Source organism: Pyxidicoccus sp. MSG2 (assembly GCF_026626705.1).
Taxonomy (GTDB): domain Bacteria; phylum Myxococcota; class Myxococcia; order Myxococcales; family Myxococcaceae; genus Myxococcus.
Genome location: NZ_JAPNKC010000001.1, coordinates 5,275,158 through 5,298,440, shown reverse-complemented (window position 1 = coordinate 5,298,440; position 23,283 = coordinate 5,275,158). Strand labels below are relative to the sequence as shown.

Genomic DNA, 23,283 nt, shown 5'->3' with positions numbered 1-23,283 from the left:
GGAAGAACAAGCGTCTGTTGTCATGTCTTTCCCACGGAGCCCGGTAGCTGCATTTGCGGCGACGACCTCCGCAATAGCCGCGGCTGAGGGGAATGACAGGCAGGCTCCTGGGGTAGCGTGTGATAGGTTGTTCAGTCGTACAAACCAGACCTGATTTTCTGTTGGAGGGTGAATGCGCGCGACACTCATCGGCGGATTGCTGACGGCGGGGTTGTTGATGGGATGCGGCGGGGTGGAAGGCCCGGAGGCGGATGTGGAGGAGCCGCTTCCCGTGACCGCACAGGCGGTGCCGCCGCCTCAGTTCTGCACGTACGCCTACACCAATGTCTATTACAGCGATGCGACCTACACGGCCGAGGTGGGGCGAGAAGTCTGCCGCTGTGGTTTCAGGGTGTTCATAATAGGTCCAAGGACACCATACGCAGCCGTATCGCAACGGACGCCTTGCGGCGGCGAAGGCTAGCGAAGGACGGGAGTGCGCTGTCTCGCAGCGCGAGCGGAGAAGAACGGCGTTCCACGTGAGCCCCTGCGCGGTTGCTCGGGCAACGTGGAGCTGAAGCTCACCTGGGGGTGGTAGTGCCGGGTTTCATGAACCCGGTCACCAGGTCAGGCTCGGCCCGCGTACGCGTCCACGCGCGACAGCACCCGGGCCTCCGGGTCCACGAGGCGGGCTACTTCACCGACACGTCATCCACCCGGAACACGGTGATGAGTGAGGACCAGCCACTCTTGGTGGCGCGGAAGCGCAGCCGCACCGTCTGTCCCGCGTACGAGGCCAGGCTGTAGGAATACTGCACGTAGCCGGTTCCCTTCTGGAGGTTGGAGAAGCCCTGCAGCTTCGTGAGCGCGCCCGAGCTGCTCACGATCTCCACGGCGAGACTGTCGATGGGGAGGGAACTCTCGCCGCTGGTGATGTACAGCCAGAAGGACAGCGTCGCCGCCCTTCCGGCCGGGAGGGTGAAGGACTGCTCGGCGGAGCCACTGCTGCCAGCACTGAGGGGGCCCAGCTCCAGGTTGCCGGAGCCGCCGTGCGGCGAGGAGCCGCCGTTCCGCCAGAAGGCCTGGCCGGTCAGCGTCCACGGGCTGGAGGAGCCCTCGAAGCCCCCGTTGACGACGAAGTCATTGTCCACCGTCACGGCGATGCCCGCGGAGGTGGTGGTATTGCCCGAGGTGTCGATGGCCTTGCTCGTCAGCGTGTAGCTCCCGTTGGCGACGCTGGTGGTGTCCCACGTCACGCTGTACGGCGCGGTGCCCACCGAGCCCAGAAGCGTGGTGTCCCGGTAGAGCTCCACACGGGCCACCGCCACGTTGTCGGACGCGCTCGCGGACACGGTGACGCTGCCGCTCAACGAGGCCCCCGCCGAGGGTGCGGTGACGCTGGTGGTGGGCGGCGTGAGGTCGTTGTTCAGGGTGACGTTGACGGCCGCGGAGGTGGTGGTGTTGCGGGCCGCGTCGTAGGCCTTCGCGGTGAGCGCGTACGCGCCATTGGCCACGGTGCGCGTGTCCCACGTCACGCTGTACGGCGCGGTGTAGTCCGTCGCGATGAGCGTGCTGCCCCGGTAGAGCTCCACGCGGGTGACGCCCACGTTGTCCGTGGCATCCGCCGTCAGGGTGACAGTGCCGAGCAGCACGGCGCCCGGGGCGGGAGCGGTGATCGCGACGGTGGGGGGCACCGTCTCATTGGCCACCGTGACGGCCACGCTGGAGGACTGCGTCACGTTGCCCGTGGTGTCGACGGCCTTCGCGGTGAGCGTGTACGCGCCATTGGCCACCAGCGTCGTGTCCCAGCTCAAGCTGTAGGGAGCGTATGCGTCGGAGCCCAGCAGCGTGGTGCCCTGGTAGAACTCGACGCGGGCCAGGCCCACGTTGTCGGACGCGGTCGCCGTCAGGGTGGCCGTCAGGCTCAGCACGGTCCCCGCCGTGGGCGAGGTGAAGCTGACGGTGGGCGGCGTGAGGTCGTTGTCCACGGTGAAGCTCACGCTGCCGGTGGACGTGACGTAGCCCGCGGCATCCCGGGCGGTGGCCGACACCGTGTGGGCGCCATTGGCCACCGACGTGGTGTTCCAGGAGAGCGAGTAGAAGTTCGGGTCCGAGAGGGGATAGGGGCGGGCGGCGGTGCCGAGGAGGGCGCCGTCCACGTAGAGCTGCACCGAGGTGACGTCCACGTTGTCGGACGCGCTGACGGCCAGGGTGTAGGTCTGCTTGAGGGTGTTCCCGGCGGAGGGGGACAGCATCGTGCACGTGGGAGGCGTCGTGTCCGGCCCGTCCTTGATGACCTCGGCCCTGTTCAGGTCCGTGCTGTCGGTGGAGCCTCCGGCCACGAGGACCCGCAGCGGCGTGCCGGTCAGCAGCGTGGCGGTGTGCCCGCTGCGCGCGGTGTGCAGCGAGCCGAAGGTGCTCCAGGTGCCGGTGGTGGTGTCGTAGGCCTCGATGGAGGGCGTTCTGTAGGGAGGGCTACCGCTGAAGCTGCCACTCACCGCGAGGATGCGCGTGGAGTCGAGGGCGACCAGCGCCGGGGAATCGCGGACCTGCGCCATCGGGTTGATGGGTTGGGAGGTCTGCGTTGCCGGGTTGTAGATTTCCGCGGAGCTCAGATAGCCCCAGCCGCCCGCTCCGAGGATGCGTCCGTCGGGAAGCCCCACGAAGCCCGCCTCGTAGCGCCTCTGGTTGAGCGAGCCTCCCGAGCTGAAGGTGTTCGTCGCGGGATTGAACAACTCCACCTGGGTGGAGACGTCCGTGGTGCCGGAGTAGGCCTGACCGCCCAGCACCGCCACCCGGCCATCCGGCAGCAGAATGGCCGAGGCGCCCATCCGCGTGGCGGACAGGCCCGGGCTCAGGAAGGTCCACGTGCCCGTGGCGGGGTCATAAAGCTCCGCCGACGCGAGGTAGGTGTCGTTGACATTGTAGAGGCCGCCCACGACGAGCACCTTGCCGTTGTTCAGCTTCACGGCCGCGTGGTAGCGGCGGCGCTGGTAGAGCGAGCCGGTCAGCGTCCAGGTGCCCGTGGCCGGGTTGTAGAGCTCCGCGCTGGCCAGGTTGGTGGTGCCGTTGCTGTTGCCGCCCATGACGAGGACGCGGCCATCGTCGAGCAGCACGGCGCAGTGCATGGTCCGCGCGGCATTCATGGAGCCCGTGGCCGTCCAGGTGCCCGTGGCCGGGTTGTAGAGCTGAGCCGAGCTGTAATTGCTCGTCGACGTCTCACCTCCGGCCACCAGCACCCGCCCGTCCGCGAGCCGCGTGGCCGTGTGGTTCCAGCGCCCCGGGGAGAAACTGCCCGTCCACTCGACGACCTCCTGCCGTGCTTCGCCGAGCGCATGGGGCTCCGGCTGCGCTCCGCCCTGCTCCGAACCACAGCCAGCGCCAAGCGCCACGAGTGTGAGCAGCCACAGTGATACAAATTGTTTCGATTTGACGACGTGCATGGGTGTCTCCGGCCCGGTGCTCTACCGCTCGCGCAATATTCACGAGCGGTGAGAGTTCACCTCCCCGCGGTGCGAGCCGTGTGCCAGTGCTCCGTCAGACGGGAACCGCTCCAAAAAGAGGGGACTCCCGTCCAGATTGGAGCTCCTGCGCGCGCCAGATTGGAGCGGAGTGCGCCATCTTGGCTCAGGCCACCGCCCCGGTTCTGCGCGACCCTGAATATCGGCTCAATCGCCGATGTGTCGCAGCGTCTTCCGGTAGCGGTCGGCGTTGTGCACGTAGTGGGGGCCCGAACCTTCGAGCACGTGCTTCTGCACCTCGTTCACCTGCTTCAAGACGCGCGCGGGAGCGCCGACCACGAGCGAGCCATCCGGAATCTCCGTCCCCTCGGTGACGAGCGCGTGGGCGCCGATGAGACACCCCTTCCCGATGCGCGCGCCGTTGAGGATGGTGGCGCCGATGCCGATGAGGCTGCCGTCCCCCACGGTGCAGCCGTGGAGCATGGCGCGGTGGCCCACCGTGACGTGCGCGCCAATCACCAGGGGGATGCCCGCGTCGGTATGGAGGATGGAGCCGTCCTGGATGTTGGTTCCCTCTCCCACGTCGATGAGGTCCATGTCCCCGCGCAGCACCGCGCCCCACCACACACTCACGTCGCGAGCCAGTCGCACCCGTCCGATGACGGATGCAGTGGGCGCAATCCAATAGGCGCCGGGAATCACCTCGGGAGACACGTCTTCCAGTGCATAGAGAGGCATGGCCCGGCACCCCATCGCAACCGCACCCCCGAGGCAAGGTGCTTGTGGCTCATCCGACGGACCCGCCAGGTCACCTCGTATCAGCGAGTGTCACGCGCCTCGGGCGAAAGGGACGAGCGCCATGGCGCCCGCGTCGCCTCTGTCCGCCCGGGCATCGTCGAGTGGGTGGTGGACCGGCCCGCGAAGGACCGGGACGCCGCGCTGGCGCTCGCGCGGGAGCAGCTGGCGCTGAAGCCTTCCGAGATGGGCACGGCCGCGCAGGAGGCCACCGCCCTGATGCAGTCCACCACGTGGTCCCTGTGGTGGGACTGAAGGCCGCCTGGCGGCGCGCGAAGGCGTGCCACTTGCGCGCGGCGGAGGTCCGGCCGGGGAGACGGAATCCAGCCGGCCGGGCCTCGCGTGAATCAGATGCAGTGCGTCTGTCCGCGAACGATGGTGGTGCAGTAGTACAGGGCTCCACCCGGACAGCTCGAACTGGGGACGGCCTTGATGGCACACATGCCCGTGGGGCAGCCGTCCATGTCACAAACGGTAGGTCCGGTAGGGAGCACCACGGACTGCTCCGCGGTCCCCGACGGGGCGGCGGTGTCCTCGGGCGTTTGCGGACCACACGCGGACAGACCCAGCGCCAGGCACATCGTCACGACAAGCCTCTGAATCATCGGTGAACCTCCAGTAGGGGAATTGCCATTGTACACGTGTTCCACCAAGCGTGAGCAGGGCGGAAGCCACAAGAGGCGAGCCCGCCTCCGAGCAGCACACGCACTCGAACGCGAAGCGCCTCTCGTACGAGAGCGGGGACATCAGCAGGAATCCCGGGACGCAGCTGACCAGCGGCTGGGCCTCCTACAGCGACAGCCGGCACCGCTCGACTTCATCCGGGTGGGCAGCAAGGACGCGTGTGGCCCGGAGGCCACACCGCAAAGGTAGGAACGCCCATGCGTGATAGATTGGCGACTCCCCCGGCCGCACCTGCCCAGCGAGAGTTCTTTCATGCGCGTCTCCCCATTCGCGGGCCGTGCGGCCATGATGCTTCTGCTCGTGGCCGCGTGCAGCGAGCCTTCAAGGCCTCCCGATACCTCCTCATGCGGCCCCATGACCTGTGCTGGCTGCTGCAGCGCCGGCGTCTGCCAGCCAGGGAGCAGCGTCTCCGCCTGCGGTACGGGCGGGGCCGCCTGTCAGACGTGCCGCTCCGGTGACACCTGTGGCGAAGGCGTCTGCGAGGCGCCTGACAGCGGAGCAGGTGACGGTGGCCTCCCCGCGGGAACCACGACCATCCTCTTCGAGCCGCTCGGCGCGCTGCCCATCGTTCCCGACATCAATGACGTGTATCTCGACTCCGTCACCGGCCGGCTGAACCTTCCGCTGTTGCCAGATGCCTCCCCCGCGGAGCGTGCGTTTACGCAGAACTACCTCAACTCGCTCAACGGCTTCCTGGTGTCGTCCGTCCCCTCCGCCAGAGCCTCGGCGCGGCTCGACCCCGGCACTGTCCGTGCGCCCAACATCCGGGTCATCCAGCTCGCGGGGGCCACCAGCCAATCCCAGCCCACCATCGGCTACAACCCGGACACGCTGCGCATCAGCATCTTCCCCCCGCAGCCCGAAGGCTGGCCGAAGGGCGCGCGGTATGTCGTGGTGCTGGTGGGTGGCGCCGCGGGCCTGAGGGACGCGCAGGGGTGGCTTCTCGCCGCGAGCCCCTCCTGGCAACGGGTCCGCTCGACGACGCCGCTCGTGGACGCCTCCGGACGGAGCACCGTCTCCGGGCTGACGGACGCGGCGGCGCGGGCCCTGGAGGCCCTTCGCCTGCGCTACGCCCCCGTGTTCGACCTCGTCATGGGGCAGGGGATTGCGCGCGAGGACGTGGCGGCGCTCTGGACCTTCACCGTCATGGACGAGGAGGAGGCGGCCTTCGACCTCCCCCGGTCCATCATTCCCCTTCCCAACGACCTGTACATGTCGGCCGGGGGTACCGTGCAGATGCCGGTCGCTCCCAGCACGAGTTCCCCCTGAACGGCCTCGCCACGCCAGTAGCCGGCATTTTCCGCGGGCTCGCGATTCAAGCCCGCGTCGACAGCCAATGCCCCAGCGGTCCAAATCCGCGGGGCTCATTCATGCCCCAGCGGTCTGCTGCCTGGCGGGTCCGCTTGGGCTGGCGTGTGCCCAGAGGGGCTGCACGGCCTCTGCTCTGGCCCGGCGCGGAGCGGCCGCACTGGCGGCCTGTGTCCGGCTGTCAGGATGCGCGAGGCGCCCAGTCCCTGCTGGGTTGTTGGACTGGAGCCTCCACATGCGCGCCGCTGTTACAGGTCACCAACCCCACCTGCTGGGAGGCTTCAGCGAGGAGTCCGCGTCCCGGCTGCGCGCCTTCGCCCGCCAGTGGCTCCAGCGGGCGCGGCCTGTCGAGGTGATTTGCGGGATGGCGCCCGGCTGGGACCTGGCGATGGCTGAGGCCGCGCTGGAGGAGGTGGTGCCCCTGGTGGCGGCGCTGGCGTGGCCCGGTCAGGGGCGCAACTGGCCGGGAGAGGCGTACGCGCACCTCCAGTCACTGCTGGAGCGAGCGGCACTCGTCCACGTCGCGTTCTCCCAGCGCGCGCCGGCCATGTGGACCGTGCGCGACAGGTGGGTGCTCTCGCGAGGGGACCACGTGGTGGCGCTGTGGTCCGGTGCGGAGGGCGGCACCGCGGAGGCCATCGCCCATGCGCGGGAGCTGGGCAGGCCCGTCGAAAACCTCTGGCCGGAGTGGCAGCGGCTGACGGGCCAGGTGTCGAAGTCCTGATGGCGCGTCAGAAGCAGCGCGCGCGGGCGGCGACGCCATACGTCGACGAGCTGCCGCGGAGGTAATAGGAGCCTGCGGTGGGGAGGATGTCGACGTACTCGTTGAAGCTGGCGAACTCACCCGCCATGTACACCAGGGCGCAGACCCGGTTGGTGGTGGTTCCCATGTGCTCGCCGTAGGACTGACCCTGGCTCCAGACGTACTCGCCGCTGTAGGAGGGCACGGTGATGCAGCGGGCCCGGGCGCGTCCGTAGACCTTGCTGGAGGAGCCGAACAGGAACCACGAGCCGCCGCTCACGTAGGCACGGATCCAGTGGCCTCCGCTGTTGAACTCACCGTCCACGCGCGTGAGGAAGCACACCCGACCGGACGCAGTGCCCATGTTCGTCGGCAGGTTCTGGCCCGGCGTCCACTCATACTCGCCGGAGAGCACGCCGCCGCTCCGGTACGCGCACCGGGCGCCAGCCTGCAGCGGGCCGCCGCTGCCAGCGTTGCCATGGAGGTACCAGCTCCCATCCGCGGCGAAGATGCGCACGTGGTCCGAAGGTCCATCGAGGCGGCCACGGACCTTTTCCAGGAAGCAGAACCGGTCCGTGGAGGTGCCCATGGGCGTCGCGGCGCTGGAAGACGTCCATACGTACGACCCGCTGCCGACCAGCTCCTGCTCGGCAGTGGCCAGCACGGCCTCGGTCTCCGTGTCCGTCTCCTCCTTCATCATCTCCTCGGGGCCGCAGCCTCCCAGAGTGACGGCCAGCATGAGCACAGCGAAGCGTGGGTTCAGTCGAAACAAGGCTTTCTCCTTGGAAACTCCGGTTGGGGAACCGGAGGAGGCCAAGGTGGAGTGCGGCTCCCGAAATGCCAAACGCGAATGGACGCTACTGCCGTTCTGTGGATGTGATTCATATCTCCGGGGCGGTGTGCGTGTTGTTTTATGCCTGTCTTTGATGGGGCGTGCTCGACAATCCCAGAGGATGAGGAATTCCGAGTACGAGGGTTGTAGAGACCCACCACGCGGGGGGCCCCAGTCCGTCCCGAATTCTCAAGGCACGTACGCGACGCAGTCGATTTCCACCCGCAGGCCCGCGTCGGGTAGTGCGAAGACCTGTACGGTGGTGCGCGCGGGGCGGTGTTCCCCCAAGCGAGGGCAGGGCCGAAGCGACAAGAGGCGAGCCCACCGGCTGAGGTGGGGGCGAAGGTGGAAGCGAAGAAGGAGCGGACGGCGCGAGTGGAATGGGCTGGGCTGGTGCGCCGGACTTGCGCGCAGGACGTCTTGGCCTGCTCTCGGAGTGGAGGCCGCAGGTGGGCGCTGGCATCCCTGACAGCCCCCGGTGGGGTGCCCGCCATTGTGGAGCACCTGGCAAGGCGCTCGCGGCCTGCGCGGTGGGCCCCAGCGCTTCGGGCCCCCCGGAGCGCGGGGTGTTGAGCCCCAAGCCCCCACAGAGATTTGGACGCCCCCTGCGGCCTGCTGCCTGGCTGGTCCGCTTGGGCTGGCGTGTGCCCAGAGGGGCTGCACGGCCTGTGCTCTGCACCATCGACGCGCTGAGGGTGCGCACCCTGGAGGGCACGACGCTGAGCCAGGGCAAGTGGGCCGCGGCCTACGTCAAGGTGTGGAACATCTCACCGAGTGGCAGAGGGACGCAGGAGGTCGCCACGGCGCTCCTCGTGCCCACCGGCACGCTGCCGGCGGTGCGTGGCGAGCCGCCCTCCCACCCACGCGCTGGGCAGCACGGTGGCGCAGAGGAGCAGCGGGTACCAGAGAGGCCCGAACGCGGGCCCCTGCCCCAGCGCCACCACGACGCCCACGAGGCACAGGACGAGGCCCACGCCTCCGAGCCACAGCGCGTGCAGCATCGGCCTGTCGGGCGCGAGCCGTGCAGCGACGTAGCAGCCGGCGATGCCGAAGACGGTGCGGTACGCCGTCGCCAGCGCGAAGAGCGCGTCCGCCATGGGCTGCTGCATGGGAGGGAAGACGCCCGTGGCGCGCAGGAGCTCGTCCGTGGCCGTGGCGAGCACGGCGTTCAGCAGCAGGCCCGCGAACACCGCGCCCACGCGGCGCAGCACGCGACGGGAGGGCCGTGCCGTACCACCGCCCACCGTGACAGCCACCCCGTGTCCAGAGAGCGCCCCGCCTCGAAGTCCTTCCTGGCTCCACATGTGCTTCCTCCTCGGGAATGGGCGGCGGCACCGGCCCGCTGGTGGGCCGCGACCCGCCCTTCACCCCGAGGTCGGAGCCGGGCTCGCGATTTCGACATGCCCTTTTCGCGAGGATTTTCGCCCCGGGGGCCCTGACACGCGGCCGCTCAGCGGCTGACGCTGTCCATCTGCCGGCGCATGGCCTCGCGCTCATGGAACTGCTTCTCGCGCTCCTGCGAGATGAGCTCTCGCGCCCGGGGCTTCTGCGCGTCGGTCAACTGCGTCTCCGCCTCGTTGTAGGCGCGGGTGTCCCACGGCAGCGACGGCTTCTGGTTCATGCGGTTGCTCCGAGGCAGGAGACGATGCCGCGAGCCCGCCGCTCCCCGTGAGGCGGGCCCGCGACTGTACCCACCACGGTGCTCATCCCTGGTTTTGGCAGGAGGGAGAAATGGGTGAAGCAGTTGGGTTATTATTGCAACGCTTCACAACCAGGAGGGCACATGCGACGTGTTCTTGGAACGCTGCTGATGGCTGGATTGCTGGCTGGCTGTGGCGGAGTCGAGGGTGACGTGGAGCCCGGAGCCGCAAATGAGGAGTCCCTGGGGGAGCAGGAGCAGGGCCAGAGGTCGTACGCGTGCGATACCAGCGCCAACTGCGATGTCGGCTGGATCTGCTGCTATGACGTAGGCCGCCCGGGGACGCTCGGCACGTGCATGTCGACGTGCATCAGTACGAACCCGTCCTAGACCCGGTATCCGAGGGTTCTTCACCCTCCCCACCGGCCTCGTGGGGAGGGTTGCACACGGCTATGGGCTGTCGTCTCGCTCCGCGGGGCTCGAGGTGGCAGGGCGTTGCCGAGTCATGACAGGGAAGTAGCACGCGCCCCTGTATTCAAAGGCACCCTTCTCATCACAGTCCTTCTGGTCCACGGACAGCTTCGTCCAACAGCCGCCGTTGATTGAGACCTGCACCTTGCCGGGACAGCGGCCATTGCCGTCCGGGCGCCGCTGCCCTGGGAGGGGCTTTGGTGGCAGGTCTTCCGTGATGGGTCGCCACATGGAGGGGGCTCGCTCGGGCGACACCGGTGCCGTCAGTGCGGAGTCCCCGACGGCCACGGTGCCGGCATCCTTTGCTTCTTCCTGCTCCGCGAGTTGGGGCGCCTCGGAGCGACTCAGCAACCCCGCGGCCAGTGCGCCTCCGAGGCCCGCGGCCGCGAACCAGGGCCACCTGCGCGGGCGAGGAGGGCGCTGCATCGTGAAGTGCTGGGGGAGGGGAAAGAGGCCCGCGGGCCGCGGCTCTTCTCCCGTGAAGAGAGGCACGTCCGCCTCACGTCCCGCGCTGCGCGCAGCCTGCTCCAGCGCTTCCGCCATCTCCCGCGCGCTGCCTCGCGCTTCGGGTTGGGGTGAGAGCATCCGGGACACCAGCGCGCTCAGCTCCGGAAGGCAGCGGGAGTTGCTGACTCGTGCCGTCCAGTGCGCGAGCTCCTCGGGACGCCAGAGCCAGGCATCCTCATCCTCCGGGTGGGCCACCGGCGGGTACTTCGCCGTGATGAATCGATAGGCGGTGACACCCAGGGCGAAGAGGTCATCCGCGGGCCCCGGGGGATACGGGACAGCGGAGCGCTTGCTGAGGCGGCGGATGGAGCGCCATGCCTCGGGCGAGCGGTAGGCCGAAGTGCCAGGAGGAAGGGGCTGCCAGGTCAGCGTGGCGGCTCCCACGTGGTGTCCGGAGCCGAAGTCCAAGAGGAAGGGCAAACCGTCTTCGCGTCGGACGCGGATGTTGTCACCCTTCACATCGCGGTGGAGGCCTCCGGCCGAATGGGTGGCGTCGAGGGCACGGGCCAGGCGCGCGAGAACCTGAAGCACCTGTCGTGAAGATGGGCGCCAGGCCTGGGCCCACTCATAAAGCGGCGTGCCCTCCACCCACTCCATGACGAGCCAGGCGTAGGACACGCCTTCCCGGGGCTGCCATTGGCCGTGGTCCAGCAGGCGGGGGACGGCGGGGTGACGGATGCGGGAGAGCAGCTCCGCCTCACGCGCGAAGCGCGCGTCCCCCGGGTGCAGGGCCAGCTTGAGGGCCACGACGTCGGCGGCCCGCGGCTCCGCGGGCTCGGCGCGGTAGACGACACCGTAGGTGCCCCGGCCGCGCTGCTCCAGCAGACGCCACGGGCCGATATGCGTCCCGGGAAGCAGGCTTGCCGGATTGAGGACGTCAGACTCCATGAGCTACCTCGTGAGGCGGTCCGCACCGCGCTCGGGGAGACTACTCGCGAGGTAGTTGGACTCCAACGCCATCCCGCAAGGTGGGCGAGGTGCCGGCCGGTGCTGTGGGCCGGGCCGGTGGAGAAGCCGTGCCGCTCTCTTCATTCTACCCGGGCCCCTCCCGGCTCCACTCCACCCTCTCGTATAGGGAGGCCGCATCCTGGAGGTGTCTCCGGTCCGACGTCGTCAGCCGGCACTCCACATGGATGTGGAGCGCACGGATGCCGAAGCCCGACGCGCCCTGGATGGCATGCGCGAGCGGCGGGACTCCCTCCGCGCTGAACAGCTTCGCCAGCACGGGCAGTTGCTTTCGCACCATCACGATGAGCGCCCATGCCACCGTTCCGCGCGCCTCGAAGCGCACCAGCCGGGACGCCAGCCGCGACGTCGCGCACAGGCGCACGTCCTCCGGGGCCGCGTTGTACACGAGCACGTGCGTGAGCCGGGGCAACCCATCCAACCGGGTGAACAGGTCCGGCGCCTTCTCCACCAGGGGCCCCGACACGTCGAGGTGACTCAACCCCAGCGGGCGCGAGCCCAGCCCTCGCGCCATCTCCGCATCAAGACTCCGAAGCGACATCACGTTCCGCAGGTGCGGGTGCGAAAGCCACGCCTCCACCTCCGCGCCCGGATACGTCGCCATGCTCCAGCCAACCTCCCGCACCGTCGACCAGCCGGGCCCGGGCTCGGGGAGCGGCTCGCCTCGGGAGTGGTCCATCAGCACGGCCACGGGAAGGCCCCGCTCGAACTGGACGAAGCCCCGCACCACGCTCGCGCCCAGCGGCGCCTCCCATTGGAGCTGGTGCTCCTTCAGCAGGTCCTGGATGCGCGCCTCGTCCGGCTGCGGCGCGCACTGCTGCGTGATGAACTCTCCCAGCGGGTCGCCCTGCTCCAGCAGGTGGTCCGCCAGCACCAGGCGCGCGGACACGTCCTCCGGGTCCGCGTACACGCGTGCCAGCAGCGCTTCGCGCACCGGTCCGCTCCGGGCCTCCGAGTCCTCGCGCGCGCAGAAGGCCGTCTCCCATTCTTCGCACAGGCGCGTGGACTCCTCGTCCAGCGGCGGGCCCACCTTCGGGAGGATGCGCTGGATGACGGCGTCGAGCCGCGCCGCGAAGTCGTTGCCCGGAGGAAGACCCGCGTGCACTTCCCTCAGAGGCGCCAGCACACGTGGGTCCCTCACGTGCGCCAGCAACTCACAGAGCACATCGGGCACGCCCACGTCCGTGGCGATGGGCATGCGGACAATCTCCAGCAGCACGGAGGTGAAGCGAGGGTCCTCCGGCCACTCACGGAAGCCCCGGAGCGCCCGGCGCAGCGAGCCGGGGTAGCCACGGTCCGCGCCTTCCCGCAGGCTGGCGAGCAGCCGCGGCAGGTCCAACGGCCGGCGCCAGTTCATCGACTCGGAGCCCGGGCCACAGTCCAGCGGAGACAGCCTCCGGGTGAGCCGCTCCGACAATCCCTCCACGAGCGAGGCGATACGCGCGTCGCGAGAGTGACGCCAGGCCTCCAGCAGGTGCCCCAGGGCGACCTCGTCGGCATGACACTCGAACGCCCCCAGCGCGCGGCCGAGGAGCTCTCTCAGGGGGGCTCTCACGGCGCGGCAGTGTACCGTGCGGGCGGCGCCCTCATCCTCGGGGGTGAGCACGCAGAGTGGACCGGCGTGAAGCTCACCTCGTGAGCCGGAACAGCTTCCGTGCGTGCGTTCGACTTGCCTGCGTGTGGGGAGCACGAGGGCAGGGTGGCCTCTCCATGCATCGGGCCAGGTCTCGTGTCCCTGGAGTACCCTCGCTTCGGGTTCAATCCACTGACGAGGTGCTTCAGCATGAAGAATGGATATTGGAAGCTCCTGCTGCTCCCTCTGCCTTTGTTGTCGGGCGCCTGCGCCACTTCGGGCGCTGGTGGCCACGAGGCGCAGTCACCTGCTGCCTGGCTCTCACGTGCGCGTGTCATTGACCTCGGCCATCCCATCACTCCGGAGATGCCTCTCTTCCCGGGCGGGACGCGCTTCAATGCCAGGGTGCTGGGCACCGTCGAGCGTGACGGGTACTACATCCGGCAGCTCGAGCTCGGCGAGCACGGGGGAACCCATGTGGATGCGCCGGCCCACTTTGCAGCGGGCACGGCATCCGTGGACCAACTCCCTGTCGAGATGCTGAGTGGCCCGGCCGCGGTGCTGGACGTCACCGCGCAGGTGGCGGGCAACCCGGACTACGCGGTGTCCCCCACGGACATCGAGGCATGGGAGCGCGCCCATGGCCCACTCCAGCCGCAGCACCTGGTGCTCATCCGCACTGGCTGGGCCTCGCGCTGGCCCGACGAGCAGCGCTACCGCAACGCGGACGCGGCGGGTGTCCTGCACTTCCCCGGACTCTCCGTGGCCGCCAGCCAGGTGCTGCGCCAGCGCAAGGTGCGAGCCATTGGCATCGACACGCTCTCCACGGACCCGGGGCCCAATGCCTCCTTCGAACAGCACAAGGACTTCCTGCCCGGGGGCGGCTACCACATCGAGAACCTCGCGGATCTCTCCGCGCTGCCACCCGTGGGGGCCTTCCTCGTCGTCTCTCCGCTGTCCGTGAAGGATGGCAGCGGCGCCCCGGCGCGGGTGTTCGCCTTCCTTCCCCCGGAGGGCGGCGCGACGGATTCATCGCGATGAGGTGCTCTTCCATTCTTCGTATGCGCGTGGGTGAGGTCCAGCCACTACCAGCGAGGACCCGCGCAGGTCCAGTTGCAGGCGCTGCCACCGTTGGCCACGTTGCACCCGAACTGGGTCCGCGGAAGGCTGTTGCAGAAGCTCTGAGGAGTTCCGGGCAACGCCTGACAGCACGGCGTCCCGCACGTCCATTGACAGGACGTGCCGCCGTTGGCCGAGTTGCACCGGTCCAGGGTCTGCGGAAGGCCGTCACAGAAGCCCTGGGACGTCCCTGGTAGGGCGGTGCAGCAGGCACTGGTTGCGGCGCTCACCTCGGACGCCTGCTCCAGGGCCGGCGCGCCGTCTTCATCGACGGGGCCACACGCCCCGAGCACGCCGATGGAGAGAAGGAGGACACCCTGGAGCAACACACACTTGATCGACGGGTTCATGAGGAGCCGCTTTCGGTTGGGACTGCGTTCCGAAAGTAGCAGTCGCTCCCGACACTCCAGCTCCACCTGGGCGCCCTCCCTCAGGGCCTGTCCGAGGCACGCACCTCGCTGATGCACAGGTCCGTGAACTTCTTGCCCGGGTAGACGGACAGCACCTCGATGGCAACGAAGGTGCCCGCGGCGTTTGAGTCGGGCTTGAACGCGGGGAGCTTCAGTTCCTGGTAGTCGTTGACGTCCTTCAGCTCCACTTCTCCCATGGCGGCCACGGTGAGCCCTCCGTAGTCGATGCTCGACTGACTTGCCGTCGCGCTCCGCGCCTGGAGCACGGCGAGCCGGACCTTGCGTGGCCTCGCATTCGCCGCATGGAGCTGGGCCGACTTGCCGAAGCCCGCCCAGATGCTCACCGGCCTGCCCGGCTCCACCTTCGCCAGCAGCACCTCTCCCACGCCTGTTCCCTTCGCGCCTTCGCACCAGGCCGTGTCCGGCTTGCCGTCCATCGCCTTTTCCGCCGAATAGCCACACGTCCACTCGTGCGCGGTCATCTCCCGCTCGCGGAGGTCGTCCTCGGCCTGGGGTGGACAGTCCTCGCAGGCGGGAGGTTTGCCCTTCGGCAGCAGCGTCGATGACGCCCAGTCCGAGAAGTCCCCCGTGAGGCCATGGGAGATTCCGCCCGAGAGGCTCGCGCCCACCTGGAGCCCCTTCAGGGAGAGGCTTCCCTTCGCCGTACAGGCCCTGCCCTCGTACGCCTGGGCGGCGGCGATGCCGGGCAGCGTGAGAACGAATCCGGTGATGAGCAACGCCACCCACCGGGACGCCACGCGTCCTCGGGTGTGCTCGGCAGAGTACCCCTGCATCGTCAGCTCCCTTCGTGCGTCCGAGCGGGGACGCGAAGGGCCTACCTTCCCAGCGACGGCGTCACCGGTCCACAGCCCGGTGCTCCCGAGCGGCGGGACGCATCCATCCCGCCGCCCGGAGACGCCTCACTCCGCGCGCGCTTCCACCACGGGCATCAGCCGGGAGGCCAGGGCCGCGACGAGGGCGTCCTCGGTCAGCGCCGCCGCCACGTTGGGCACGCCGGTTCGTGGTTCCCGCCCACCGGCATGCCCACCCGGTGGCTCAAGCGAACCGCGAGTCGAGCTTCGTGAGCTGGCTCGTGAAGCCCTCCTGCTGCATCTTCGTGAACTCATCGCTGTGCATCGCGTCCATCGTGACGACCATGCGAACGCGGTCGCCGCTGGGGAAGAAGTCCACGGCGATCTTGCTCTCGTAGGTCGCGACGCCGGGGATGAAGTCGATGACGTTCGTGAGGACGAGCCGCGAGCGAGGCTTCACCTCGGTGAAGCGGGAGCGGGTTGCGTGGGAGGTCGGCTGGCCCATCTGCTTCATCGCGGCAATCATCTCCGGCGAGTCGGCAATCATCTCGTATCGAAGGGGACCGCCCGTGCGCGCGTCGAGCTCTTGAACCTCGGCGCGGAAGCCCTGCGGTCCCCACCACGACTCAAAGCCCTCCTTTGTGGTCCAGAGCTCCCATACGTCCTGGATGTCCGCCCGCCAGGTGCGCTCGATGACGACCTTCGCCTCACTGCGTGACGCGTTCGCGTTGCTCATTTCTGCTTGCTCCGCTCTCTGACTCGACGAGTCTGTTGTTGTTGCTTCTTCTCCAGTGCGGCCCCGAAGCGGTCGAGTCGCGCCTCCCACAGCTCCCGGTACTGGGTGAGCCACGCCTCGAGCTCCCGGAACGGCTCTGGCTTCAAGGCGTAGAGGCGACGTTGCCCATCCGGGCGCATCGAGACGAAGCCCGACTCGGAGAGGATGCGCAGATGCCGCGAGACACCGGACTGGTGGATTCCGGCCCTCTCGACGACGTCATTGACCTGCTGCTCGCCAGCGCGAAGGGCCTCGATGATGCGGCGGCGCGTCGGGTCCGCGAGCGTCTGGAAGACATCGAGTTGCATTGGCGTGTATATGCACCATGGTGCATATGTTCGTCAAGGCCCGCCTCCGGCCCTTGTTGGTCCCTCTTCACCCTCCCGTCATCCTCAACAGGGCTCCCATCCGGCCTATACTTCGGGCGGCTCCAACCACGCTCCACCATGTCGCTCCCCGCCCCTCCGCCGAACGGCCCCTCCCCGCTCTTCGATGCTGCAGGCCAGTCCCTGACGCCGCGGGGCGAGCCGGCGCCGGCGCGGCCCGCCGGTCTTCCGGAAGACGCCTGGCTCACCGACGATGCGCGCGCGTGGGGGACGGGCCTCTTCAAGAGCGGAGGCCTGCCCGAGGGGCTTCACCGGCGCTGGACGCTGGAGGGCGAGCTCGTCGCGGTGACGTACCACGCGGGAAACCGGCGGAGCACGGGCAGCCGCTCGCCTGACTTCCGGCGTGAGGGCGACGTGCTGGTCCATGCGTCGGAGCAGGGCGACACCGAGGCCGTCGAGGCGCTCCTCGCCCTGGGCTTCGGACATGAGCCCGGTGCCGCCCTGGAAGCCGCGCTCGCGAGCCAGCCGGAGCTGGCGAAGCGGATTGTCTCGATGCCGCCCGGTGAGCCCTTCCAGCCGCCCGCCGCGCCGCCACGGCCAGCGTTCCTTCCGGCCGAAGCCGTCTGGCTTCCGTCACGCGAGCAGTGGGTGGCCGGCACGGTGGACGCGGAGCAGGGGCCGGTGGGGACGTGGAAGGGGTGGCGGTTCTCCGGAGTGGCCCCGGACGGAAGGCCGAGGGGCATCCTCGAGGTGGGCGAGTTCCAGGACGGTCGCCCCCGCCACGAGCGCCAGTACCGGACCCTGGATGAGCACGATGGCGTGCTCGATGAGTCCTGGCTCGACGAGACGGGCCGCCGGGTCCGGCGCCGGGCCTTCGACGCGCAGGGAGGCTTCCGCGAGGTCGAGTCGCTCGTCTCGGGTGAATCCATCGAGCGCTGGGGGAGCCTCCCGGACCGCATCGGGAGGGAGGAGCGCCGGGATGCGCAACATGCGCTCGTCCGCGTCCAGTACTTCGATGAAGAGGGCCGACCGAGAACGGAGCTGCTGCCTGGCGAGGGGCGAGGACGCACCTTCGACGCGCAGGGCACCGTGGTGGGCGAGGGCCCGGTCCAGGACGGGCAGCTCTCCGGGACGTGGATGCTCCATGCCGGGGACGCGGAGGCACGGGAGCTCCACGTCGGTGGGCTGGGGCTCGGAGCATCGGCGGCGCTCGGGACGCTGCTGCCGCTCATCTTCCAGTTGCAGCGAGAGCCCGTGCCGGCCTTCCTGGAGAAGGCGATGGACGTGGAGTGGGGAAGCTTCGCGAGCTTCTTCGACCTGGAGGCGGAGACGGTCCCCAACCTGCTGCGCCTCATGACCCTCGACAACCCGGCGGCCATCGAGCACGCCTTCGGCTCGCTGAGCGACAACCTGTTCCACCACGGCTCCATCTCCGAGCTCGCGGGCCCGGTGCTCCCGTTCATATGCGCCATCACCTCGCACCTGAGGGACGAAGCGGCGCTCGAACAACTGCTCACGTTCCTCTCGAGGGTGGGGACCCGCGACTACAACCTCGATGCCGCGAATGCGCTGAAGAAGGCGTTCCGCCAGCGCAAGGGGCCTGGTCCAACCCGGGCGACCCAGGCGCTGGAAGAGGCGGGGCTCGAACCCGGCCACGGCCTCTTCCACCTCGCGCTCGTCGAGCATGTGGAGGCCTGGGTCCGCCTGTCCCGGTACGCGAACCCGGCTGTCAGCGAGCCCGCGACGGTGCTGCTCGGCCTCGCTGACGACGCGCGCGCCGCCGGAGCGCTGTGCGAGCTCCTCGAGGGCCGGGCGGGCAGTCCGGACCCGCGCATGCTCGCGGCGCGCATGCTCTCACTCCATCCCGCGACCGAGGCCTCTCGCGCCGCGCTCGAACGCGCGCTGGGCTCGGAGGACGAGCGCCTCCGGAGCGAGGCAGCCAGGAGCTGGCTGCGCCTCCACCTTCCGAAGAATGACAGGGCCGTCGCGGTGCTGTTGGAGCGGGCGCAGGCGAAAGACATGGGGGCGGTGGTCGTACTCACGCTGCTGCCTGCCGAGGAGCGAGCGCGGCACCACGGCACGCTCATCCAGGCCCTGCGTCAGGCGGACCTGACCGCCGTCTACGGCGTCACCCGGGCGGCGCTCGCCGCCACGCGACGGGCGGAATCGTCCGAGGCACGGCGAGAGGTGCTCCAGGCGCTGCTCGACAACAAGCGCTTCTGGAGGCTCGGCGTCAACGCCGACGAGCTGCTCCGCGGAGCAGGGCTTCCGACGACGCGCGCGGGGCTGGAGGCGCTCCTTCGTGGAGAGGCTGACGTCGGCGCCGAGAACGGCAATGGATTCCTGAGCGCCGCCAGCGGCATTGATGGACCCAGCGTCGAGTCCTTCCGCAGGGAAGAGGACGCGTAGTCGTTCGCAGCGCCTGACGTGCGTCAGGTGCTCCGCCGTGCCGGACCGTCCAGGAACGCAGCTCCTCCCAGCAGCCCCAGGCCCGCGCGAGCGACGAAAGCGGCGCGGTGGCGGGCACGCGCATCAACGCTTCAACGGGTCCGATAATCGGGGAGCAGACCAGCCCTTCTTTGCCCCTCTTCACCCTCCCGCCGCCCTCAACAGGGCTCCTATCCGTCCTATCCGTTGGGCCGGTGCGCCCGTGGAACCCACTGCCGAGGAACGACCCATGCTGAAGCGCCCCGTCCATATTCCGGCTTCGATTTCCATGGCGCCGCTCACATTCCGTTCTGGCACCCAGGTCTCCCTCGCGCTCGACAACCCGGACAGCATCCCCGGCCACCTGGCCGATGCCCTGACGCAGGTGAACTACAAGGGCAAGGCAGCCGTGGGCCTGGCCTGCATCGAGTGGGTTGCGTGGCGGCTCGACGGCCTGACCGACATCACCGACCTGTTGTACCGGTTGGAGGCGGCATGGACCTCGACCGCCGCGGTCGCGTACTCGCGCAGCCTCGACTACGACGGCGTGACGAGTGCAGTGACGAACCATGGCAATCCGGACGGCCCACGTCAGGACGCATTGATTCGCATCCAGGACCTGCACTTCGCGTTCAAGAAGGGCCGCCCGCAGATGGTGAGCGAGGCCGGCAAGTGCGCTGTGCTGGCGCTCCATGTCCTGCCCCCTGACTGCGGGTTCGAACCCTGGTTGCAACGAACGCTGGTCGCACTGGCCGCCAACTGCCCGGTCGGCGCACGTCCCGACCGCAAGGTGAAGGTGATCGACCACGGAAACGAGCGCCCGGTGCCACGCGACTGGTTCGAGACTCTCTCCGTGCCGAACGACGACGCCTCCGACCGTGCCGCATGGGACGGCTTCCTGCGCGCGCTCGAGCCTGCTGCCAACCCCTACCTCGTGCCCGTCGACACATTGCTCGCCGAGGGCTTCAAGGGCACGCCTTACCGTGGGGTCTGAGGCAGGGCGTTGAGGTTGGACGGTTGGAGGCGGCGGGAATCGAACCCGCCGCCCGACCCTTCTCCGGACAGCGACTCAGAGCGTCTTCATGTACTCGATGAGCGCCCAGCGCTCGGTGTCGGTGAGCGACTGGGTGAAGTCATGCCCGCCGTTGCCCATCCCGTACAGGTACGAGTTGAAAATCATTCGCGAGCGAATCTGCTTCGCGGTGATGGGCGGCGGTGTCTGGTACGCCAGCGAGTTGTAGTTGGCGGCGAGGTTGGCGACGTTCGCGAAGAGGACGTCGGCCGTCGCCATCTCCTGGCTGCAGGGGATGAACGGGTCATTGGCCGGGACATCACCGCAGGCCAGGGGCGTCACCTTCCAGCCGAGCTTCGCGAAGTCATACGACGCAAAGCTCGCGTCGTAGCCGGCGTTGGTCCCCAGCCCGTTGGCGGAGGTCTGTACGCGCTTCCACACCTTCCGGCGGTCCGCCGGCTTCAGCACCTCCCAGAGGGTGGGCACGCTGCCGTTGTGGAAGAAGGGCGCGGAGGCCCACGCGCCGTAGAGCGGCGGCGCGACGTAGCCGAACGGGTTGATCCACTCGTTCGGCCCCAGGGGTGAGTAGACGGGCCCGGTGCCATTGTCGTACTTGCTGCGCGGCACGCGGCGCAGCGCGCTGGAGACGGGGTCGTCGTAGAAGGGACCGTGGTCGGGGGCCTCGTCGTTGTAGGCGAGGAAGGACGTGTTCCACGTCCTGCGCTTGCGCTCGTCCGCCATCAACTGCACGCGCGCCGGGTCCGTCCGGATGGTCTCAATGGGCGTGATGACGCCGGCGATGCCCTTGAGCCGGGGGTCGGGCAGATAAGCCGGGTTCGCGGCATGGCGTGGCGAGTAGACGCCGTGGCAGCTCGCACAGGAGCCGTTGCCCGCCGCCTTCGGGATGCCGGCATTGGCGCCGTTCGCCCAGAGGTCCCGCTCGTGGAAGAGGATGGCGCCCTGCTCGGCGAGCGCGGTGTCGATGGGCTTGGAATAGACGGGCGGCGAGAGCGAGATGAAGAAGTTGTCGTTGTCGTCGAACTCGGCGGTCAGCGCGCGGCGCTGCTCCGCCGTGCGGCCCAGGTTCGCGATTCCGAACGCCATCTCCGAGCGGACGTTGTCCGAGGTGAGCGCGCCGTCCCAGAACTGGCGCGTCTTGAACGCGCGGTACCACCAGTTGGGTGCGCGGGACATGCCTCCCGCGTGGGTGGGGAAATATTCGAGCAGGCTCGGCACGAGCGCGAGCGAGTCCATGTCGAAGATGGCGGGCAGCAGGTCGACGATGCCAATGGCGTCACTCGAGCCGCGGCCCACGCTCCAGGGCACGGGCGTGAGCAGCAGCGGCGTCTCCCAGACGGTGGAGCGGAAGAAATCGGACTGGATGAGGCCCGCATCGATGGCGTCATTCGTACGGCCCCACGCGAAGCCCGCCTCCTGCTCGGTGCCGAAGCGCGAGTCGTGGCAGCCCGAGCAGTTCGAGGCAATCTTCCCCGTGAAGCGCCCATTGGCGTCCCGCTCTTGCACCATGCCCAGCGGGAGCTGGCCGCTGCCACCATTGGTGAGGTTGGGGTTCTCCCACGGCATCGGATAGGGATTGCGGAACGGCGCCTTCGACAGTCCGTAGCGCTTGATGACCTGCTCGTCGAAGTCGGCGGGGCGCAGGAGGTAGCCCCAGAGCCTGAAGAGGTTGTAGTAGGCGAGCGAGTCGCTGAAGGGCTGGAAGTAGGCGCGCGTCTCGATGTTCGAGCGGCCCCGGGCCACGCTCGCGCGGAACTCGCCGCACGTCTGGGGATTGGGTGCCAGCGTCGAGACGAACGGCGCTGGCGGGGTGTGGAGGTCCACCCAGTACGCGTTGAACTGCACCGCGGCCCCGGGCTTGTTGACGCCCGGCACCACCAGCGTGCGCGGGTCCACCGGCAACGGCGTGGAGTCCGGCTTCCCCTGGCACGCCGCCGAGAACGGCGAGCGGAGGGCCGTCGTTTCCAACAACGGCAGCGGGTCCGCGGCCGCCGCCTGGCAAACGCCCATGGCGACGGTGAGGCAACTCGAAAATGCCCACCTACGGTTCCATCGAAGTCTCATGCGCAGCCCTCCATCGGTTATTGGCACTGTGCCAATAAGACGATTCGTAGGCTCCTGGGCGGGCACCCACAATACGCAGCGCGTCATCGATGGATGCCAACGTGGGCTCCGTCCTCGGCATCGGCTTCCGGGTGTGGACGGGCGGAGTGAGGCTTTCAGCCGAGGTCGAGCCTGACGTCCTCGGTGGTGCGCGTCGTCGAAGATGCCCGTGACACGTGCCACCGGGTTGTGATGACCGTCGCAAGGGAACTGAAGGTGGAGCGGTGGGACGTGTGCCCGGTGCTCGCGCGGTGTCCGTGGGGCCGGCATTCCCTTCGCCGCCGGCCTCCGTGGGGCTTGCCTGCCCGCTCCACGGGGGCGCTGATGGCGGGCCGGGCCCCGGTGATTACCCTTCGTGCGATTCCCTCTCGCGCCGAGGAGGCCCTCATGAAAGCCGTGGTCCTGAAGTCCTACGGGGACGTGGATGCGCTCGCCGTACAGGAGATGCCCGAGCCCCAGGTCGGACCGGGCGAGGTGAAGGTGCGCGTCTCCGCCGCGAGCATCAACCCGGTGGACTTGAAGATTCGCCGGGGTGACATGAAGGCGTGGATGCCCGTGAAGTTCCCCACCATCCTCGGGCGGGACGTGGCCGGTGAGGTCCTCGAGGTCGGCGCGGGCGTGGACGCGTTCAAGCCGGGTGACCGGGTGATGGGCCTGGTGAGCGCCGGCTATGCGGAGCGGGTCGTCGCGCCCGCGGAGGCCTTTGCGAAGGTGCCCGAGTCACTGGACCTGAAGGACGCCGCCGCGTTGCCGCTCGTCACCCTGACGGGCACGCAGTTGATGGAAGAAGCGGTGAACCCGAACAGGGGCGACACGGTGCTCGTCACCGGCGCGCTGGGCGCGGTGGGGCGCGCCGCCATCTTCGCGGCGAAGGCCCGGGGCGTGAAGGTCTGGGCCGGCGTGCGCGCGAAGCAGAAGGCGGAGGCGGAGAAGCTGGGGGTGGAGGGCGTGGTCGCCCTCGATGTCCCGGAGGAGGTCGCGAAGCTGCCCATGCTGGATGCCATCGCGGACACCGTGGGTGGGAAGACCGTGGCCGCGGTGCTGGAGAAGCTGAAGCCGGGCGGCACCCTGGGCAGCGTGGTGGGAGAGCCTCCGGAGGCGAAGGGCCGGAGCATCACCGTGCGCGCCATCTTCAGCCATCCGGACTCGCGCCGCCTCACGCAGCTGGGGCAGAGCGCGGCGAAGGGGGACCTGGTCATCCCCATCAGCAAGCGGTTCCCGCTGGACCAGGTGAAGGAAGCGCAGAAGCTCGCGGAGCAGGGCGGGGTGGGCAAGGTGCTGCTCACCAACTGACGGCGGCGGCAGTGCGCGCTCAGCCCATGGA

20 protein-coding genes are annotated in these 23,283 nt (G+C 69.0%); 8 read left to right on the top strand and 12 right to left on the bottom strand.

Annotated elements, in window-relative coordinates; genetic code table 11:
* The first annotated feature begins 172 nt into the window (after positions 1–172).
* Positions 173–463 carry a hypothetical protein gene (locus OV427_RS20530; RefSeq protein WP_267857828.1) on the top strand — a complete coding sequence of 97 codons (291 nt, stop codon included), beginning with the start codon at positions 173–175 and terminating at the stop codon, positions 461–463.
* A gap of 208 nt (positions 464–671) precedes the next feature.
* Here the strand turns inward: OV427_RS20530 and OV427_RS20525 are convergent, their stop codons facing one another.
* Complete coding sequence (locus OV427_RS20525; RefSeq protein ID WP_267857827.1) at positions 672–3,422, bottom strand: Ig-like domain-containing protein; 2,751 nt, start codon at positions 3,420–3,422, stop codon at positions 672–674.
* 225 nt (positions 3,423–3,647) lie between these two features.
* Positions 3,648–4,178 (bottom strand): gamma carbonic anhydrase family protein, encoded by a 531-nt coding sequence (locus OV427_RS20520; protein WP_267857826.1) that lies wholly within the window; start codon positions 4,176–4,178, stop codon positions 3,648–3,650.
* 42 nt (positions 4,179–4,220) lie between these two features.
* On the opposite strand from OV427_RS20520, the gene OV427_RS20515 reads away from it, so the two are divergent.
* Complete coding sequence (locus OV427_RS20515) at positions 4,221–4,490, top strand: DUF4253 domain-containing protein (protein WP_267857825.1); 270 nt, start codon at positions 4,221–4,223, stop codon at positions 4,488–4,490.
* A gap of 92 nt (positions 4,491–4,582) precedes the next feature.
* Here OV427_RS20515 and OV427_RS20510 read toward each other — a convergent pair whose 3' ends face one another.
* Positions 4,583–4,840 (bottom strand): hypothetical protein, encoded by a 258-nt coding sequence (locus OV427_RS20510; protein ID WP_267857824.1) that lies wholly within the window; start codon positions 4,838–4,840, stop codon positions 4,583–4,585.
* A 433-nt stretch (positions 4,841–5,273) separates the two neighbouring features.
* Between OV427_RS20510 and OV427_RS20505 the strand changes: the two genes are divergently transcribed.
* Both OV427_RS20505 and OV427_RS20500 read left to right on the top strand, forming a co-directional pair.
* Positions 5,274–6,188, top strand: coding sequence for a hypothetical protein (locus tag OV427_RS20505; protein WP_267857823.1), 915 nt, complete (start codon positions 5,274–5,276; stop codon positions 6,186–6,188).
* A 274-nt stretch (positions 6,189–6,462) separates the two neighbouring features.
* The gene (locus OV427_RS20500) at positions 6,463–6,951 is read left to right on the top strand and encodes a hypothetical protein (protein WP_267857822.1); all 489 of its coding nucleotides are present in this window, start codon (positions 6,463–6,465) and stop codon (positions 6,949–6,951) included.
* Positions 6,952–6,958: 7 nt separating this feature from the next.
* On the opposite strand, the gene OV427_RS20495 is transcribed toward OV427_RS20500, so the two are convergent.
* The 5 genes from OV427_RS20495 to OV427_RS20475 form a co-directional block, all read right to left on the bottom strand.
* Positions 6,959–7,741 carry a hypothetical protein gene (locus tag OV427_RS20495; RefSeq protein ID WP_267857821.1) on the bottom strand — a complete coding sequence of 261 codons (783 nt, stop codon included), beginning with the start codon at positions 7,739–7,741 and terminating at the stop codon, positions 6,959–6,961.
* 827 nt (positions 7,742–8,568) lie between these two features.
* Positions 8,569–9,057 (bottom strand): hypothetical protein, encoded by a 489-nt coding sequence (locus OV427_RS20490; protein ID WP_267857820.1) that lies wholly within the window; start codon positions 9,055–9,057, stop codon positions 8,569–8,571.
* A gap of 194 nt (positions 9,058–9,251) precedes the next feature.
* Complete coding sequence (locus tag OV427_RS20485) at positions 9,252–9,422, bottom strand: hypothetical protein (RefSeq protein WP_267857819.1); 171 nt, start codon at positions 9,420–9,422, stop codon at positions 9,252–9,254.
* A gap of 468 nt (positions 9,423–9,890) precedes the next feature.
* Entirely contained in the window at positions 9,891–11,306 is a 1,416-nt protein-coding gene (locus OV427_RS20480; RefSeq protein ID WP_267857818.1) for a serine/threonine-protein kinase, read from the bottom strand.
* Positions 11,307–11,451: 145 nt separating this feature from the next.
* Positions 11,452–12,939 carry a TIGR02996 domain-containing protein gene (locus OV427_RS20475; protein WP_267857817.1) on the bottom strand — a complete coding sequence of 496 codons (1,488 nt, stop codon included), beginning with the start codon at positions 12,937–12,939 and terminating at the stop codon, positions 11,452–11,454.
* A 228-nt stretch (positions 12,940–13,167) separates the two neighbouring features.
* Here OV427_RS20475 and OV427_RS20470 point away from each other — a divergent pair, with 228 nt between their 5' ends.
* Positions 13,168–13,998, top strand: a complete 831-nt coding sequence (locus tag OV427_RS20470; protein WP_267857816.1) for a cyclase family protein — start codon at positions 13,168–13,170, stop codon at positions 13,996–13,998.
* 508 nt (positions 13,999–14,506) lie between these two features.
* On the opposite strand, the gene OV427_RS20465 is transcribed toward OV427_RS20470, so the two are convergent.
* From OV427_RS20465 to OV427_RS20455, 3 genes are all read right to left on the bottom strand, one after another.
* Complete coding sequence (locus tag OV427_RS20465) at positions 14,507–15,280, bottom strand: NADase-type glycan-binding domain-containing protein (RefSeq protein ID WP_267857815.1); 774 nt, start codon at positions 15,278–15,280, stop codon at positions 14,507–14,509.
* Between the two features lie 262 nt (positions 15,281–15,542).
* Positions 15,543–16,034 (bottom strand): SRPBCC family protein, encoded by a 492-nt coding sequence (locus OV427_RS20460; RefSeq protein ID WP_267857814.1) that lies wholly within the window; start codon positions 16,032–16,034, stop codon positions 15,543–15,545.
* Positions 16,031–16,381: an ArsR/SmtB family transcription factor gene (locus tag OV427_RS20455; protein WP_267857813.1), complete on the bottom strand. Its 351-nt coding sequence runs from the start codon at positions 16,379–16,381 to the stop codon at positions 16,031–16,033. The genes OV427_RS20460 and OV427_RS20455 overlap by 4 nt, the downstream gene beginning before the upstream one ends.
* A 138-nt stretch (positions 16,382–16,519) precedes the next feature.
* Here OV427_RS20455 and OV427_RS20450 point away from each other — a divergent pair, with 138 nt between their 5' ends.
* Together OV427_RS20450 and OV427_RS20445 are read left to right on the top strand one after the other, a co-directional pair.
* A complete protein-coding gene (locus tag OV427_RS20450; RefSeq protein ID WP_267857812.1) occupies positions 16,520–18,808 on the top strand; it encodes a hypothetical protein in 2,289 nt (762 codons plus the stop codon).
* 268 nt (positions 18,809–19,076) lie between these two features.
* The gene (locus tag OV427_RS20445; protein WP_267857811.1) at positions 19,077–19,820 is read left to right on the top strand and encodes a hypothetical protein; all 744 of its coding nucleotides are present in this window, start codon (positions 19,077–19,079) and stop codon (positions 19,818–19,820) included.
* A gap of 75 nt (positions 19,821–19,895) precedes the next feature.
* Here OV427_RS20445 and OV427_RS20440 read toward each other — a convergent pair whose 3' ends face one another.
* Positions 19,896–21,920, bottom strand: a complete 2,025-nt coding sequence (locus OV427_RS20440; protein WP_267857810.1) for a hypothetical protein — start codon at positions 21,918–21,920, stop codon at positions 19,896–19,898.
* Positions 21,921–22,346: 426 nt separating this feature from the next.
* Between OV427_RS20440 and OV427_RS20435 the strand changes: the two genes are divergently transcribed.
* The gene (locus OV427_RS20435) at positions 22,347–23,252 is read left to right on the top strand and encodes an NADP-dependent oxidoreductase (RefSeq protein ID WP_267857809.1); all 906 of its coding nucleotides are present in this window, start codon (positions 22,347–22,349) and stop codon (positions 23,250–23,252) included.
* Positions 23,253–23,283 lie beyond the last annotated feature (31 nt).

Coding starts and splice junctions, on each gene's coding strand:
- OV427_RS20480 (WP_267857818.1), bottom strand. CDS start 11,306: ATGGAGTCTGACGTCCTCAATCCGGCAAGCCTGCTTCCCGGGACGCAT.
- OV427_RS20450 (WP_267857812.1), top strand. CDS start 16,520: ATGTCGCTCCCCGCCCCTCCGCCGAACGGCCCCTCCCCGCTCTTCGAT.
- OV427_RS20510 (WP_267857824.1), bottom strand. CDS start 4,840: ATGATTCAGAGGCTTGTCGTGACGATGTGCCTGGCGCTGGGTCTGTCC.
- OV427_RS20485 (WP_267857819.1), bottom strand. CDS start 9,422: ATGAACCAGAAGCCGTCGCTGCCGTGGGACACCCGCGCCTACAACGAG.
- OV427_RS20500 (WP_267857822.1), top strand. CDS start 6,463: ATGCGCGCCGCTGTTACAGGTCACCAACCCCACCTGCTGGGAGGCTTC.
- OV427_RS20465 (WP_267857815.1), bottom strand. CDS start 15,280: ATGCAGGGGTACTCTGCCGAGCACACCCGAGGACGCGTGGCGTCCCGG.
- OV427_RS20520 (WP_267857826.1), bottom strand. CDS start 4,178: ATGCCTCTCTATGCACTGGAAGACGTGTCTCCCGAGGTGATTCCCGGC.
- OV427_RS20505 (WP_267857823.1), top strand. CDS start 5,274: ATGACCTGTGCTGGCTGCTGCAGCGCCGGCGTCTGCCAGCCAGGGAGC.
- OV427_RS20440 (WP_267857810.1), bottom strand. CDS start 21,920: ATGAGACTTCGATGGAACCGTAGGTGGGCATTTTCGAGTTGCCTCACC.
- OV427_RS20435 (WP_267857809.1), top strand. CDS start 22,347: ATGAAAGCCGTGGTCCTGAAGTCCTACGGGGACGTGGATGCGCTCGCC.
- OV427_RS20455 (WP_267857813.1), bottom strand. CDS start 16,381: ATGCAACTCGATGTCTTCCAGACGCTCGCGGACCCGACGCGCCGCCGC.
- OV427_RS20525 (WP_267857827.1), bottom strand. CDS start 3,422: ATGCACGTCGTCAAATCGAAACAATTTGTATCACTGTGGCTGCTCACA.
- OV427_RS20470 (WP_267857816.1), top strand. CDS start 13,168: ATGAAGAATGGATATTGGAAGCTCCTGCTGCTCCCTCTGCCTTTGTTG.
- OV427_RS20445 (WP_267857811.1), top strand. CDS start 19,077: ATGCTGAAGCGCCCCGTCCATATTCCGGCTTCGATTTCCATGGCGCCG.
- OV427_RS20460 (WP_267857814.1), bottom strand. CDS start 16,034: ATGAGCAACGCGAACGCGTCACGCAGTGAGGCGAAGGTCGTCATCGAG.
- OV427_RS20530 (WP_267857828.1), top strand. CDS start 173: ATGCGCGCGACACTCATCGGCGGATTGCTGACGGCGGGGTTGTTGATG.